At 60.8% G+C, this 15,963-nt stretch carries 11 protein-coding genes; 4 read left to right on the forward strand and 7 right to left on the reverse strand.

From position 1 onward, the window contains the following. Positions 1-30: 30 nt before the first annotated feature. A complete protein-coding gene (locus tag ACQRBT_RS02580) occupies positions 31-1,644 on the forward strand; it encodes an NAD(P)/FAD-dependent oxidoreductase (RefSeq protein ID WP_244384096.1) in 1,614 nt (537 codons plus the stop codon). Between the two features lie 104 nt (positions 1,645-1,748). On the opposite strand, the gene ACQRBT_RS02585 is transcribed toward ACQRBT_RS02580, so the two are convergent. After that, entirely contained in the window at positions 1,749-2,843 is a 1,095-nt protein-coding gene (locus tag ACQRBT_RS02585) for a PLP-dependent cysteine synthase family protein (RefSeq protein ID WP_244384097.1), read from the reverse strand. A 217-nt stretch (positions 2,844-3,060) separates the two neighbouring features. On the opposite strand from ACQRBT_RS02585, the gene nhaA reads away from it, so the two are divergent. Beyond that, positions 3,061-4,236, forward strand: a complete 1,176-nt coding sequence (gene nhaA, locus ACQRBT_RS02590) for a Na+/H+ antiporter NhaA (protein ID WP_060753831.1) — start codon at positions 3,061-3,063, stop codon at positions 4,234-4,236. Between the two features lie 231 nt (positions 4,237-4,467). Beyond that, on the forward strand, positions 4,468-6,090 hold the full coding sequence (locus tag ACQRBT_RS02595) for a methyl-accepting chemotaxis protein (protein ID WP_060753813.1): 1,623 nt from the start codon (positions 4,468-4,470) through the stop codon (positions 6,088-6,090). 755 nt (positions 6,091-6,845) lie between these two features. Here the strand turns inward: ACQRBT_RS02595 and ACQRBT_RS02600 are convergent. The 6 genes from ACQRBT_RS02600 to dinG all read right to left on the reverse strand — a co-directional run bounded on the left by ACQRBT_RS02600 (position 6,846) and on the right by dinG (position 15,307). Beyond that, positions 6,846-7,310 carry a glycine zipper 2TM domain-containing protein gene (locus ACQRBT_RS02600; protein WP_060753814.1) on the reverse strand — a complete coding sequence of 155 codons (465 nt, stop codon included), beginning with the start codon at positions 7,308-7,310 and terminating at the stop codon, positions 6,846-6,848. A 256-nt stretch (positions 7,311-7,566) separates the two neighbouring features. Continuing rightward, entirely contained in the window at positions 7,567-8,214 is a 648-nt protein-coding gene (gene pdxH, locus ACQRBT_RS02605; RefSeq protein ID WP_060753815.1) for a pyridoxamine 5'-phosphate oxidase, read from the reverse strand. Positions 8,215-8,241: 27 nt separating this feature from the next. After that, positions 8,242-9,396: an OmpA family protein gene (locus tag ACQRBT_RS02610; protein ID WP_244384098.1), complete on the reverse strand. Its 1,155-nt coding sequence runs from the start codon at positions 9,394-9,396 to the stop codon at positions 8,242-8,244. Positions 9,397-9,539: 143 nt separating this feature from the next. Beyond that, positions 9,540-10,685 (reverse strand): serine hydrolase domain-containing protein, encoded by a 1,146-nt coding sequence (locus tag ACQRBT_RS02615; RefSeq protein WP_090372239.1) that lies wholly within the window; start codon positions 10,683-10,685, stop codon positions 9,540-9,542. An 82-nt stretch (positions 10,686-10,767) separates the two neighbouring features. Beyond that, positions 10,768-13,065 carry a beta-galactosidase gene (locus ACQRBT_RS02620; protein WP_412046656.1) on the reverse strand — a complete coding sequence of 766 codons (2,298 nt, stop codon included), beginning with the start codon at positions 13,063-13,065 and terminating at the stop codon, positions 10,768-10,770. 97 nt (positions 13,066-13,162) lie between these two features. Then, a complete protein-coding gene (gene dinG, locus ACQRBT_RS02625) occupies positions 13,163-15,307 on the reverse strand; it encodes an ATP-dependent DNA helicase DinG (protein ID WP_060753818.1) in 2,145 nt (714 codons plus the stop codon). A gap of 99 nt (positions 15,308-15,406) precedes the next feature. Here dinG and ACQRBT_RS02630 point away from each other — a divergent pair, with 99 nt between their 5' ends. Continuing rightward, positions 15,407-15,871, forward strand: a complete 465-nt coding sequence (locus tag ACQRBT_RS02630; protein WP_060753819.1) for a CopD family protein — start codon at positions 15,407-15,409, stop codon at positions 15,869-15,871. The last annotated feature ends 92 nt before the right edge of the window (positions 15,872-15,963 follow it).

The following is a 15,963-nucleotide window of genomic DNA, read 5'->3' on the forward strand; positions in this document are numbered from 1 at the left end:
CTCCTTGCCCGCCGCCTACCGGACCCTGTCATGTTACGAATCACCGAACTCAAGCTGCCCATCGACCATCCCGAAGAAGACCTGCGGCCAGCCATCGTGCAACGCCTGGGGATCGCCAGTGATGACCTGCTCGATTTCACCCTGTTCAAGCGCAGCTACGACGCCCGTAAAAAATCGTCGGAGCTGTGCTTCATCTACACCATCGACCTGAACGTGAAAGGCGAAGCCGCCCTGCTGCTCAAGTTCGCCGACGACCGCAACGTCAACCCGGCGCCGGATGTCAGCTACAAGGTGGTCGGCCAGGCGCCGCAAGACCTGATCGAACGACCGATCGTGGTGGGCTTTGGCCCTTGCGGCATCTTCGCCGGCCTGCTGTTGGCGCAAATGGGCTTCAAGCCGATCATCCTCGAACGTGGCAAGGAAGTCCGCCAGCGCACCAAGGACACCTGGGGCCTGTGGCGCAAAAGCGTGCTCAACCCTGAATCCAACGTGCAGTTCGGTGAAGGCGGCGCCGGCACCTTTTCCGACGGCAAACTGTACAGCCAGATCAAGGATCCGAAATTCCACGGCCGCAAAGTGCTGCACGAGTTCGTCAAGGCCGGCGCGCCGGAAGAAATCCTCTACGTCAGCAAGCCGCACATCGGGACCTTCCGCCTGACCGGCGTGGTGGAAAACATGCGCCAGCAGATCATCGCCCTGGGCGGTGAAGTGCGTTTCGAACAACGCGTGACCGACGTGCTGATCGAAGAGGGTCAGTTGAACGGTGTGGTGATCGATGGCGGCGAGCAGATCCTGTCCAAGCACGTGATCCTCGCCCTGGGCCATAGTGCCCGCGATACCTTCCGCATGCTCCACGAACGTGGCGTTTACATGGAGGCCAAGCCGTTCTCCGTCGGGTTCCGTATCGAACACCCGCAATCGCTGATCGATGCCGCGCGCCTGGGCAAGTACGCCGGGCACCCGAAACTCGGCGCCGCCGACTACAAGCTGGTGCACCATGCCAAGAACGGCCGCTCGGTCTACAGCTTCTGCATGTGCCCGGGCGGCACGGTGGTCGCCGCGACGTCCGAGCCACACCGCGTGGTCACCAACGGCATGAGCCAGTACTCGCGCAACGAACGCAACGCCAACTCCGGCATCGTGGTGGGCATCACGCCTGAAGTGGACTACCCAGGTGGCCCGCTGGCCGGGATCGAGTTGCAGGAGCGCCTGGAGTCCCACGCGTATATTCTCGGCGGCAGCAACTATGAGGCGCCGGCGCAGCTGGTGGGCGACTTCATCGCCGGCAAACCCTCCACGGCCCTGGGCAGCGTCGAGCCGTCCTACAAGCCCGGCGTATCGCTGGGCGACCTGGCCTTGGCGTTGCCGGACTTCGCCATCGAGGCGATCCGCGAAGCCTTGCCCGCCTTCGAGAAGCAGATCAAAGGCTATTCGCTGCACGATGCGGTGCTGACGGGTATTGAGACCCGCACCTCATCGCCGTTGCGGATTACCCGTAACGAGTCGATGCAGAGCTTGAACGTAAAGGGCCTGTATCCGGCCGGCGAAGGCGCCGGTTACGCCGGAGGGATTCTGTCGGCGGGTGTTGACGGAATTCGGATTGCCGAGGCGTTGGCGCGGGATATGTTGGGTATCCAAGCCTGACCCAACGTAATTCAATGTGAGAGGCGACTTGCTCTCGATAGCGGTGTATCAGCTACAGATAAGCTGACATACAGACTGCTATCGCGAACAAGCCCCCTCGCCTGTCAGATATTGGCGCGCAAGATCGTTTCAGGTAATGGCTCGCCGCGCTCGACACTGGCCGCAACGGCCGCCATCAAACCCTTCAATTCATAGCCCTGAGCCTCAAGCCAAGCCTGATCGTAATAGGTAGTGGCATAGCGCTCACCCCCATCGCACAAGATCGCCACGATCGACCCCGACTCGCCTGCCGCTTTCATCTGCTGCGCCGCCATCAGGGCGCCAACCAGATTGGTCCCGCTGGAGCCGCCGACCCGCCGCCCCAAACGCTCGGCCAGGTAATGCATGGCCGCCAGCGACAGGGCATCCGGCACCTTGACCATCGCATCAATCACCTTGGGCAAAAACGACGCCTCGACCCGTGGCCGACCAATCCCTTCGATCCGAGAGCCACAATCCAGGCGCAAACTGGCATCGCCGCTTTGATAAAAATCGAAAAATACCGAGCGTTCGGCATCTGCACACAGCACGCGGGTGCAATGCTGGCGATAACGCACATAGCGCCCCAGAGTTGCGGTGGTGCCGCCGGTGCCGGGGCTGGAAATCAACCAGCTCGGCTCGGGGTAATGCTCGAAGCGCATCTGCTGGAAGATCGATTCGGCGATGTTGTTATTCGCCCGCCAGTCCGTGGCCCGCTCGGCGTAGGTGAATTGGTCCATGAAGTGGCCACCGCTTTCCTTCGCCAGGCGTTCGGATTCGGCGTAGATCTGCGTCGGATCCTGTACCAGATGGCTCTTGCCACCATAGAAGGCGATCTGGGCGATCTTTTCCTGGGACGTGGTCGCCGGCATGACCGCAATGAACGGCAGGCCGAGCAGGCGGGCGAAGTAGGCTTCCGAGATCGCCGTCGAACCGCTGGAAGCTTCAATCACCGGCGCGCCCGGCTTGAGCCAGCCATTACACAGCGCATACAGGAACAGCGAACGGGCCAGCCGGTGTTTCAAGCTGCCCGTGGGGTGGCTTGACTCATCCTTGAAGTACAACTCGATACCCGGCAGCCCCGGCAATGGCAAAGGGATCAGGTGCGTGTCGGCGCTACGCTGGAAGTCCGCTTCAATGATGCGAATGGCTTCACGGGCCCAGGTACGGTGGTCACTCATAAGATGGGTCTCTAAGGATTTCAGCCCGAATCTTAAGGGGTTTCCTACACTGCACACAGATACAGTGACGACTCAATTAGACACACAATTGCTAGGCTTTGGCGGCCTGCCGATCCTGAGCGCCGCTTATAACAAATAAGAATATAACTTTTGTTTTAACAACTAACGGTACGGGTTAGGGTACCCATCTATTGAACCTTGAATGGGAGAGCATCCCTTGCCTCTGCGTAGCACTTTCACCCGTTTCTTCCAGCTGGAAGCCGCCAGCGGCCTGTTGTTGATCGCCGCTGCCGCCCTGGCGCTGATCATTAACAACTCACCGTTGTCGCACCTGTATAACGCTTTTCTTGACGTGCCAGTGGTGGCACAGGTCGGCGCGCTGAAAATCGCCAAACCCGCCCTGCTGTGGATCAACGATGGCCTGATGGCCCTGTTCTTCCTGCTGATCGGCCTGGAAGTGAAGCGAGAACTCCTCGACGGTCACCTGTCCAAGCCATCGCAAGTGGTATTGCCCGGTGCCGCCGCCATCGGCGGCATGGTCGTACCGGCGCTGATCTATTGGGCGATCAACAAGGATTACCCCGCCGCGATGTCCGGCTGGGCGATCCCCATGGCCACCGATATCGCCTTTGCCCTGGGCGTCCTGGCGCTGCTGGGCAAGCGCGTGCCGGTGTCGCTGAAACTGTTCCTGATGACCTTGGCCATCATTGATGACCTGGGCGCCATTATCGTCATCGCGCTGTTCTACTCCGCCGATCTGTCCGGTGCCTCCCTGGCAGGTGCGGGCGCTTGCCTGATTGCCTTGATCGCCATGAACCGCCTGGGTGTGATCAAGCTTGGGCCCTACCTGATCATTGGCCTGATCCTGTGGGTCTGCGTGCTCAAGAGTGGCGTGCATGCCACGCTGGCCGGCGTGACCCTGGCATTCTGCATCCCGATGCGCACCAAGAATGCCGAACCCTCGCCGCTGCTTACCCTGGAGCATGCACTGCATCCATGGGTGGCCTACGGCATCCTGCCATTGTTCGCGTTTGCCAATGCCGGCGTGTCCCTGGCGGGCGTCAGCCTGGACAGCTTCACCCATCACGTGCCCATGGGTATCGCCGCAGGCTTGCTGATCGGCAAGACCATCGGCGTATTCGGCCTCACCTGGCTCGCCATCAAGACCGGCCTCGCCGCCCTGCCCAGTGGCGCCAACTGGGGCCAGGTGTTCGGTGTAGCGATCCTGTGCGGCATCGGCTTCACCATGAGCCTGTTCGTCGGTTCCTTGGCCTTTGTGCCGGGCGCCAGCGAATTCGCGGGTGAAGACCGAATGGGGATCCTGACCGGGTCGATCCTGGCGGCGTGTATCGGCTATGCGGTAACGGCCATGGCAAGTCGCAAGAAAGCCTGAGCCCTTTGCGGGAGCCGGTAATCGGCTCCTGTTCCCAACCCGCTATCCGATTGGACAGTGTTTACCAGTGGCGCTGCGCAACCGCAGCGCTATCTACCCGCCCCCTTCCTCCAATCCCCTAAAGACTTCCCCCCTGCCGCCGATTATCTGTTGTGGCGATCCCGCTGTCCCTCATAGGGACACCCGCTCCACCTTGTTCTCCAACGCGTCTCCAGCCCGAGCGACAATCCCATGTTCCTGAGAAATATAAGAATCGCAGCCAGGGCCTTCATCGGCTTCGCTGCTATTGCGTCACTGAGTGTGTTTCTCGGTCTGTTCGCCCTCAAGCAGATCGGCGAAGTGCAGTCCCAGGCTGCCGACATACAGAACAACTGGCTGCAGCGGGTCCGGCTGCTGGCCCTGGCCAATGCTTCGCTCGACCGTTTTCGCCTGGGGGAAATGGCGCACATCCTGTCCTCTAGCGATGCAGACATGCAGACCTACGAAGAAAAATCCGCCGGCCGCCTGAAGGCGGTCAAAGAGCAGTTGGCGCAATACGCAGCCCTCCTGAACACCGCCGAGGAAAAATCTCGTCTCGATGTGTTCAACCAGAGCCTGGACGCGTATGCGCAGAACCACACCGAGATGCTCAAGCGCTCACGTTCAGGCGACAAGGCCGGCGCCCGCGACTTTCTCAACAGCATTCGAGAAAGCTACGAGCACATGACCAAGAACTTTGACCAACTGATCGACCTCGCCAACAAAGGCGCGGAACAAGCCGGCCTGACCTCCGTGGACGCTTATCAACACGCCATGAAAGGCATCGCGCTCGTCATCCTGCTGGTGAGTGGGGGCACCGTACTGGTTGCCTGGCTGCTGACCCGAAGCATTACCCGCCCCATCAATGAAGCGGTGCAGGTCGCCGAAACCATCGCCAAGGGCGACCTGACCCAGCCCATCAATCCGACGGGCAATGACGAGGCCACTCGCCTGCTCAGGGCGCAGGAGACCATGCGTAACAATCTGGTGCAGACTTTGCGGCAGATTACCGGCTCATCCAGCCAACTCGCCGCAGCCGCCGAAGAACTGAATGCCGTGACCGCCGAAGGCAGCCGCGACTTGCAGCAGCAACATGGCGAAATCGAACAGGCCGCCACTGCCGTCACCGAGATGACTACCGCGATTGAGGACGTCGCCAGGAACGCGGCTTCAACCTCCGACCTCTCCCAAGAGTCGCGCAGCATTGCCTTGAAAGGCCAGCAGCGCATGGTCGAAGCCCTGGATGCCATCCAGGCCCTGACCCGTGGCGTTGAAGTCAGCTCCGAACAAGTGGGCAGCCTGGCCGAACAAGCCAAGGATATCGGCAAGGTGCTGGATGTCATCCGCACCATCGCCGAACAAACCAACCTGCTGGCGTTGAACGCGGCCATCGAAGCCGCCCGTGCCGGTGAGGCCGGTCGCGGTTTTGCCGTGGTTGCCGACGAAGTCCGCGCCCTGGCCCACCGCACCGCTCAATCGACCCAGGAAATCGAACAGATGATCGGCAGTATCCAATCCAACACTGCCAGCACCGTCAAGACCATGCTCGACAGCAGCAGCATGACCCAGCAAACCCTGTCACTGGCCGAGCTAGCACAACAGGCACTGGCGGATATCCTGATGGCCAATAATGAGATCAACGACCGAAACCTGGTCATCACCACCGCTGCGGCCGAGCAAGCCGACGTTGCTCGGGCGGTTGATCGCAACTTGCTGAATATCCAGCAGTTGTCGATTCAATCCGCGGAGGGCTCGACCCAAACCACCAGTGCTTCCCAGTCCCTCGCCAGCCTGGCGCATGAATTGAATACGATGGTGAAGCACTTTCAAGTTTGAAACCGGGACGCAGAAAACCAAAAAGCCGCCTCGGTCTAAACCGAGGCGGCTCACTTCTCAGACCTTACAGGTCATCGAAGCTGTCCCGCAGGAATACCCATACGTGATAAACACGAAGGCAGTTCACTACGAGGTTCCACGTACGTCGTGCAAACTTCGACATACTCGGCCCTCCGCAAGTTGGGCCTAACCTCCAGCACACTTACCGGAACATGTGCGCCTTCGGATGCTGTCACCGCGTCCTTTGAGGTGGCTGGGTTGATGGGCCTTCCGCATCAATCCGGCACGGATTACTAGCCCGTGGCGGCGGGTCCAAAACTTGGTCACTGACCCAACCGACCAGCAAAAAATAACGAATGTGGAACGGCGTCGATACTAACTGAGCATCCGACCGAACGTGTGACAAAACACCATAGAATACCGTTGGAAAGCCTTCAGATTTATTTCCGCTTTTTGCAGACAGCCGACACAAAAAGACTCACAAACGTTGGCCACCACTCGTCACCGAACCTTGCACGCCCCCTTGAGCGACGGTAGGATTTCGCCCATGTCATCGCGTCCTATGAGTATGCGGAGCCCAGCTTAAAATCTGCTTCGCAATAAAAAACCGCCCTACTAAGGCGGTTTTTTATTGCCTGCTTTTTCGTCATTACGAAAAGCCTCACGTTTGAACGTTTCTCATAAAAAGTCTCGCACCAAGATACAAAAACCCCAACCGGTCACCCGGTTGGGGTTTGTGTTTCTACAACCGACGCTTACTGAGAAACGCGGCTTTGACCGTTAACGCTCATGATGCGCACGCGTTGGCCGATGCGGAAGATTTCATTCGGGTCAACGGCCTGGACGTAGGCGCGCATGCTGCCGTCGTCTTCGCGAACGGTGATTTCGACACCTTGGGTGCGGGTCAGGCCTTCTTCGGCAGCAGAGCCCAGCAGGCCGCCGGCAACGGCACCGATGACGCCCGTGACGATACTGCCACGGCCACCGCCGATAGCACTGCCGCCAACGCCACCCACCACGGCACCGGCCACGCTGCCGATTGGGGTCTTGGTGCCTTCGATTTTCACTGGACGCAGGGATTCGATGGTACCCATGCGAACGGTCTGTACACGACGCGCATCATCACGGGAGTACGAGTCGCCGGTCAGACTCGAGGCGCAGCCACCCAACAGCAACGACAGGGTGGTAAAGCAGGCAACTAGTAAAACGGACTTACGCATAGCATCAACTCCAAAGGACAGGGTTTCATTAAACGCTGCGACTCGACGCCTGTCACGGCAAGCCGGGCAGAAAATTGCTTTCATTCAGCCTGAGTACAGACTGCCAGCACCATAGAAACCGACGAATGGTAGCATTTACGCTGTTCCAAGAGAGCGTTATGGACGCGTTCATCCGTGTTGCGGCACGCTCGAAAACACCTGAAGCCTCGTGATTCGAGGCTTCGGCGTGGAGGATCGAGCGTCAGGAAGAAAAAGCTCAGGGAGCCAGGCGCTCGCGCACCCAGTCGGCGCCTTGCAGGCGGTAGTTCAGGCGGTCATGCAGGCGGCTGGCGCGGCCCTGCCAGAACTCGATGCGTTCCGGCAAAAGCCGGTAACCACCCCAATGCTCCGGGCAATCGGGCTGGGTATCGCTGAAGCGTTGCTCGGTGGCCTTGAGCAAGTCCTGCAGTTCTTCGCGGTCACGAATGACCTTGCTCTGCGGGGACGCCCATGCCCCCAGGCGGCTGCCCAATGGGCGAACCTGGTAATAGGCATCGGACTCTTGCGGCGTGACCTTCACCACCCGCCCTTCGATACGCACCTGGCGCTCCAGGGTCGGCCAGAAGAACGTCATGGCGGCAAAGGGCCGCGCCGCAAGTTGTTCACCCTTGGCGCTCTGATAATTGGTGAAGAAGGTAAAGCCCTGCGCATCCAGGCCCTTGAGCAACAGGATGCGACAGTGCGGGCGACCTTCCTGGTCAACCGTGGCCAAGGTCATGGCATTGGCCTCCACCGGTGGCTGCTCGGTTTTCACCGCATCGCCAAACCATTGGTGGAACAGGGCAAACGGCTCGTCCGGGGCCTGGGCCTCACTCAAACCGTCCCGTGTGTAGTCACGGCGCATATCGGCCAGTGCCTGGGTCATGCGGCTTTATCCTTCTGGTTCAGCGAATCAGTTTTTTGCCTGGTCGTTCGAAGCCGGTGCTGCGGCTTTGGCTGCAGGCTTTTTGGCTGCAGGCTTGGCCGCAGCTTTCTTGGCAGCAGGTTTGGCGGCCGCTTTCTTGGTCGAAGCCTTTTTCGCCGGCGCTGCTTTTTTAGCGGCCGGTGCCACGGGTGCCGGAACGTCCTGCACAGCGATCATTTCAGCCTTCGGCGGGTTAGCCGAGTTGTACTTGCTCAGCAAGGCCAGCATGGTGGTGCGCTGGGTGAACATGATTTCCATGCGGCGGTTCAGGGCGCGGCCCTGGTTGCTGTCGTTGGCGGCACGCGGCATCAGGTCACCCATGCCACGCAGCATCAGGCGGTCTTGCTTCAAGCCGCTGAGGCTGAAAATCGAAGCGATGGATTGTGCGCGTTCCTTGGTCAGAGCCTGGCTTTGCGGTTCAGCACCGTTGGCGTCGACGTGACCCAGTACCAGCACGGCGGTCTTCGGGTCGCCCTCTACGGCCTTGGCAACACGGGTGAAGGGGCCCAGGGTCACCGGCAGCAGCATCGCCGGGCGTTTCGGGTTATAGGACCCGTCCACCGGCGCAATGATCACCAACACGTTGTCACGGCGCTCAAGTTGCAGGTTGCTGTCCTTGATCGCGGTGCGCAGGCGCGGCTCGTAGTCGTCGAGCCAGGCTTGGGTGATTTTCGGGTCAGGCATCGGCACGTTGGTTACATCGACCTTGGCCAGTGGTTTTGGCTTGCTTTCGAACGGCCACCACCAGTGAGCTTCGTCGGTCTTGGCAACGGCAGGCGCTGCAGCCGGGGTTGTTGCCGGAGTGGCGGCCTTGAGGTCGGCTTTCAGGTCGGCCTTGGCATCGGCAGCTTTTTCGTCGGCGCTTTTGGAGGAGAACGGCCACCAGCTGGAACCGGTGTCGGCCTTGGCTACCGGGGCAGGCGCTGGAGCGTCGGCTGCAGCGGCCACAGGTGCGGCAGGCTTGGCGCCGGCGGCAGGCTTGGCATCCGGTTTGGCGTCGGTTTGGCTCACTGCGTCCTTGGTAGCAGCCTTGTCAGATCCAAATGACCACCAATGCCCACCTTCGGCATCATTCTGTGGAGTTTGTGCGCAACCAGTAATAGTGAGGCACAGCGCCAGTGCCAAGGACTTGTTCGATAACATGAGATATCCACAAAATGAGAAAAAACCGGAGGGTCTGGATGACCCGTTAAACAGACACTTAATGAACATTTAAGTTACGTCATTTCGTTCAGCGTCTTCTTATACGTGCCTTTGTAACAAAAAATTGTGAAACAGCAAGCGGTTTACAGACAACCGGCCAATATTCCGACCAACTTCTGCGCACGCGGGTCCATAAGTACATAGGGGCCCAGCGTATTAGTCACAAAACCGAACGCTACATCATGTTCCGGGTCGGCAAAACCCACCGAGCCTCCCGCCCCAGGGTGCCCAAACGCACGCGGGCCAAGGCCGAAGGTCGCGTTGGGCAACTGCGGTTGATCCAACATGCAACCCAGGCCGAAACGGGTTTGGGTCAATAAGGTTTTATCCGGCCCGATACTGTGTTCACGGGTCAATTGTTCGAGCATGTCGCTTTCCAGCAAACTACCGTCCAACAAACCGCTATAAAACCCCGCCAGGCTTCGTGCATTACCGTGACCATTTGCCGCTGGCTGCTGCATGCGTCGCCATTCAGGCTTATTAGTGCTGGTGAGAATAGAGGGTGGATTGGCGAATGCACGCGTTGTCAGTGCCGCAGGTTCGCGCATCATTACTTGCAACAACCTTTGTGCCGCTTCATCGCCCATGTTGCCTTTGCTACGCGCTATATGGGCGACACGATAAAACTCTGCGTCCGCCAACCCCACATGGAAGTCCAGGCCCAACGGTCGTGCAACCCGCGCCACGATGGATTCTCCAGGCCCACGCCCATCGGCGCGGCGCAGCAGTTCGCCTACCAGCCAGCCGTAGGTGATGGCTTCATAGCCATGCCCTTGGCCGGGCGTCCACCATGGGGCCTCGGCTGCCAGGGTGTCGACCATCAACTGCCAGTCATACAGGGCTTCGGCAGGCAGCATTTCGCGGATCGCCGGCAACCCGGCCTGGTGACAGAGCAACTGGCGAAGGGTAATCATCTCCTTGCCCGCCGCGGCAAACTCCGGCCAGTAATCGGCCACGGGGGCATCCAGCTTCAGCTTGCCTTCGGCCACCAGCTGCAAAGCCGTGACAGCGGTGAAGGTCTTGGTGCAGGAGAACAGGTTGACGATGGTGTCGCTGTGCCAGGCCTCGGCCCCGTCCTTGTCGGCAGTGCCGGCCCACAGGTCGACGACGGTTTCGCCGCCGATCTGGATGCACAGCCCCGCACCTCGTTCCTGCGGGTCATCGAACAACGCGGCAAACGCTTCGCGTACCGCTTCGAACTGGAGTTCGTAATGACCCTGAATCTGCACCTGCGCGCCCTCGAAAAACACCGTAAAAAGTGGCCGACATTGTTCCAGCCATTGTGGCTTTTGTGAACCCGTCAACGCTCAATCAGTGACCATTTCCAGAGTGCCCGCCGGCATGCCCGGCGCCCTGTCCCGCACCTTTGCCGTCGTGCCCCGACTTGCCGCCTTCACTTTCACGCACTGCGCTGTCCACCTTGGCTTTCAGCGCCTCCTTGCCCAGTTGGTCGACGGTCGCCAGGTTACTTTTACGCACACTTTCGACAAAACCCTGGTACGGCACGTCAGTGATGCCGACGAGGCCGAAGTGGCCGTTCTCGCCGTCCAGCAGTCGACCGGTCACCGGTTGATCCAGGTACTGGAACCAGTGCACACCGACAATCGACGGTTCGGCCATGGCCTGCTTGAGGAAGGTGCCGTAAGCCGTGCCGCGGTCTTCTTCCTTGGCCAGTTGCGTTACGCCACCCCAGAACGGCCCCCGGTCCGCCGAGCCGAAATTGAACTCCGTGATCAACACCGGTTTATCCAGAGCGCGCAAGGCGGCGAAGTCATAACCGTCCTGAGGCTTGAGCGTGTACATGTTGAAACTCAGCACATCGCAATACTGGGCGCAGGACGCCACGGCTTCCGGGGTGCTCACAGCGTAGCGCCCGCCCAGCAGCAACTGGTTGGGCGCGTGCCATTTCAGCGAGTCGGAAATGGTCTTGAAGTAGGCGTCGGCGAAGGTCTTCTGGAAATATTTGAAGTCAGCTTCGATTTCCGGGTGTTCAGGGCTCGGCAGCGGCGGCTCGAAACCTGGATCTTCCATCAGCTCCCAGCCGGACAGGTGGATGCCCCAGGCTTTCGAAAGCCCCTCTTCGTTGCGGTACTTGTCGCGCAATTGCTTGAGGAACGCACGCTTGGCCGGTACGTCGGTAGTCATGCGCAACGTGCCGTAGGCCAGGGCGTAACGTGCCTTCGGGTCATCCCCCGGGCCGGCCCAGGCCAGCTCGTTGTCGGCGAAATAACCGATCAACCAGGGGTCATCACGATGATCGCGGGCGGCAATGGCCACGGCACGCTCGGTGGCCATGGCGAAGCGCGGGTCGAACGGATCGGGCATGCCGCCCCACCAGTCGGTGCCAGTGCTGATGCTGGCGTAATCACCGACGATCGACAGCGGCAAGGTGTAAGGCACGCGGTCGGCGCTGGCCAGGTCCGGATCGCTCCAGTTGCCCACGGTGTTGAAACCCCAGGCTTGCAGGCGATCCAGGGTATGCGTCACCCAACGCTTCTGGTCGAAACCTTCGGTATCGTAGGTCCGTTGCAGGTTGGCGCCGTAGAAATCGTACCAACGCCCGGCCGCGAAGCCGCGCCCCTCGCCCGAGCCGTTGCCGGTGCGGTTATCGGCGCTGCCGTAGTACTTGTCGAAGGGCTCGCCGGCCTTGGGCAACGCGGTGAACATCCATTCACGGCCAGCCACGTAGGTCTGGCTGTTATCCGGTGCGACGGTGTTGACGCCCAAGGAGTAGAACGGGTGACCTTCCGGCGTCACCAGGTACCAGCGCCCGTCGCGCTTCTCTGTGCGGAAAAAACCGCTGGCCTCGAATGCCGGGCCTTTGTTCCAGCCGCCGTAGCGGTCCAGGGACGCTTTGTCACGCTCCGCCAGCCAGCCCTTGAGTTGCTGCTGCTCCTTGGCAGCCGCGGCCTTGAGTTGCTCGTCGCTGCCGACCTTTTCCGGCCAGCGCGCACGCGTGGACTGGCCATAGGCATCCACCAGGTCACTGTAGGCCGCCTTCAATACCGGCTCGCTGTCCTGCACACCAAAACGTTCCAGCAGGATACTTTGGGCCGCATTGGGCTTGATCATCGACAGTGTCACCGATGCCACCTGGCTGCGGTCGACGTCACCGGCGCTGGCGGCGAGCAGCACACGCTGGCCGTCCACGGTGATCGGCATCGGCGGGCCGGCCTTCATGCCCTGGCTCAGCGGCGAATTGGCCTGCAACGGGATCAACAGGGTCTGGGCCGGGCCGGCCGGCAGATCGATACGGCTGACCAGGGTCTTGCCATCGGTACTCTGCACTTTGACGTAGAGCGTCAACGCCCAGTCCATGGCGCTTTGGATGCGCAGGCTCATGGCACTGCTCTGGGACCAGTCCCAGACGCCGGACTGCGGGCTGAGCACCAGGCTCGGTTCAGCGGCGGGGTTGAAGGTGATGCGGCGCAACACCTCGCCTTCGGGGGTCTGCTCGGCGTTGTATTGCGGCAGGCTGGCGTCCTGGGTCGCCACCTTGACCACGTCGGCAGGCCGGACGAAGTTGAACAGCGTTTGTTGCCCGGCAGGCGCGGCCATCAAGGGCGCAGCGAACAGCAGGGCAAAAAGGGCAGGCAGCGTGCGAATCATACGAACAAGGCTCTCCAATCGGCCGGTGAATGGCCTGATGACTTAAATCGACAGCGACGACATAGACCACGAAATGGGCGAATCCGCCCACAGTGGCTTAAGAAATTTCGCGCCTGAATGGTGGCAAGGCATTCAGAATGGCCTTGCCGTAGCGCTGGGTGACCAGGCGACGGTCAAGCAAGGTGATGGTGCCCCGGTCCTGCTCCGTGCGCAGCAAGCGCCCGCAGGCCTGCACCAGTTTGAGGGAGGCATCCGGCACCGAGATTTCCATGAACGGGTTGCCGCCCCGGGCTTCGATCCATTCGGCCAGGGCCGCTTCAACCGGGTCATCCGGCACCGAGAACGGGATCTTGGCGATGACCACGTGTTCGCAATAGGCGCCGGGCAAGTCCACGCCTTCGGCGAAACTGGCCAGGCCGAACAGCACGCTGGAATCGCCGCCATCGACCCGGGCCTTGTGTTTGTTCAGGGTTTCCTGCTTGGACAGGTTGCCCTGGATAAACACCTGCTTGCGCCAGTCACGGTCCAGGCCATCGAACACATCCTGCATTTGTTTACGCGAGGAGAACAGCACCAGGGTGCCACGTGAACCCTCTACCAGTTCCGGCAGGTCACGGATGATCGCTGCCGTATGCCCCGCCGCATCCCGTGGGTCGGCCTTGAGGTCCGGCACCCGCAGCACACCCGCATCGGCGTGATGGAACGGGCTCGGCACCACTGCGGTGACGGCTTTTTTCGGCAGGCCGGCGCGCATGCGGAAGCGGTCGAAGGTGCCCAGGGCGGTCAGCGTGGCCGAGGTCACCAGGCAGCCGTAGGCCACGTTCCACAGGTTGCGGCGCAGCATTTCGGCGGCGAGGATGGGGCTTGCGTTGACCTCGATATCGAACAACGCACCGCTTTCCGACAAGGTGAGCCAACGGGCCATGGGCGGGTTGTCTTCCGGGTCTTCGACGGTAAAGGCGGTCCATAACTCCCAGTTGCCCTGGGAACGGGACAACAGGCTGCCAAACAGGGGGTACCATTCTTCGGCCTGGTTGCTGGCGATCCCGATGTTGACCTCGCCATCCATCCCCTCCTTGAGCAAATCGGTCAGGCGGGTGAACAGGTCAGTCAGGCGTGAAAAGCCCTTTTTCAGTTCGATGCCCATTTCGCGCATATGCTCGGGGATCAACCCGCCGACAAAGCGATGGCGTGGGCGCTCGCGGCCCTCCACGTCTTCGCCGGGCTTGAAGTCGGCGACCTGTTCGCAGGCGCTGAACATGAATTGCTGCTGGGTCTTGATCTCCCGCGCCAGCTCCGGCACCTGTTCGATCAACTTGCCCAGGTCGCCAGGCAACGGGTGCTGGGCCAGCAGCTTGGTGAGGTTCTTGGCGGTGGTTTCCAGCCAGTCGGCGGTGGAACGCAGGCGCGTGTAATGGGCGAAGTGGCCGATGGCTTTGTCCGGCAGGTGATGGCCTTCGTCGAAGACGTAGAGCGTGTCGCGCGGGTCCGGCAGCACGGCGCCGCCGCCCAGGGCCAGGTCGGCCAGGACCATGTCGTGGTTGGTAACGATCACATCGACCTTGCCCATGCCTTCGCGGGCCTTGTAGAAGGCGCACTGGCCGAAGTTGGGGCAATGACGGTTGGTGCACTGGCTGTGGTCGGTGGTCAGGCGTGCCCAGTCGGCGTCTTCCAGGGCGGTGGGCCAGCTGTCGCGGTCGCCGTCCCATTTGTTGCCGGCCAGTTTCTCGATCATGCTGGTAAACAGCTTCTGGCTGGCTTCATCGACTTCGATCTTGAAGCCTTCTTCTTCGAACAGTTGCGCAGTGGCGGTTTGGGCATGGCCTTCCTGCAACAACACGTCGAGCTTGGACAGGCACATGTAGCGGCCACGCCCTTTGGCCAGGGCGAAGCTGAAGTTCAAGCCGCTGTTGCGCATCAGGTCGGGCAGGTCTTTGTAGACGATCTGTTCTTGCAGGGCGACGGTCGCGGTGGCGATCACCAGGCGCTTGCCGGCGGCCTTGGCGGTGGGGATCGCAGCCAGGCTGTAGGCGACGGTCTTGCCGGTACCGGTTCCGGCCTCGACGGCCACGACCGCAGGCTCACCTTCGCGGCGGCCTTCGTCATCGGTGTCGATATCCCCGAGGACCTTGGCCACTTCGGCGATCATCAGGCGCTGCCCGTACCGCGGTTTCAAGCTCTTGGCTTCGAGAAAACGCGAATAGGCGCCCTGGATCGTGGTTTTGAGTTCAGTGCTGATCATGAATAGTCGGGCGCAAAAAACGCTGGATAAATTTTCAGTGGTTCGGATCGGCCGCTATCATAACCCGCTAATTAATCCCGCGCAGAACGGAGTACCACAATGACCGTGTTTAGCCTCGCTTATACCCTGCATGTATTGGCCGCCCTGATCTGGGTCGGCGGTATGTTTTTCGCCTGGATGATCCTGCGCCCCGCCGCCATGGCGGCACTTGAGGGCCCCGCCCGGCTCAAGTTGTGGGCAAATGTGTTTCAACGTTTTTTTGTGTGGGTCTGGGTCGCGGTGCTGGTTTTGCCGATCAGCGGTATCGGCCTGCTGCAACTGCGCTTCAACGGCTTTGAGACGGCGCCGCGCTATGTGCAGGTGATGATGGGGTTGTACCTGGTGATGACGGCACTGTTTATCCGTATCCAGGCACTGAAGCTACCGTCATTGCGCGCGGCGGTGGCCGCTGAGGACTGGCCGGCGGGCGCAGCGGTGTTGGGGCAGATCCGCAGGCTGGTGGGCATCAACCTGATCGTCGGGTTGGTGGTAGTGGCGATCGCTTCGGCCCGGCCGCTCCTGTAGTGAGCGGGCTTGCCCCGCGCTGGGGGGCGAAGCCGCCCCAATTAGAAACGCCGCGGTATTTCAGAAAGACCGAGGCGTCTGGTTTTAGGGCG

Origin of the sequence: Pseudomonas sp. R19M, from assembly GCF_050312585.1 — a bacterium.
Lineage (GTDB): Bacteria > Pseudomonadota > Gammaproteobacteria > Pseudomonadales > Pseudomonadaceae > Aquipseudomonas > Aquipseudomonas palleroniana.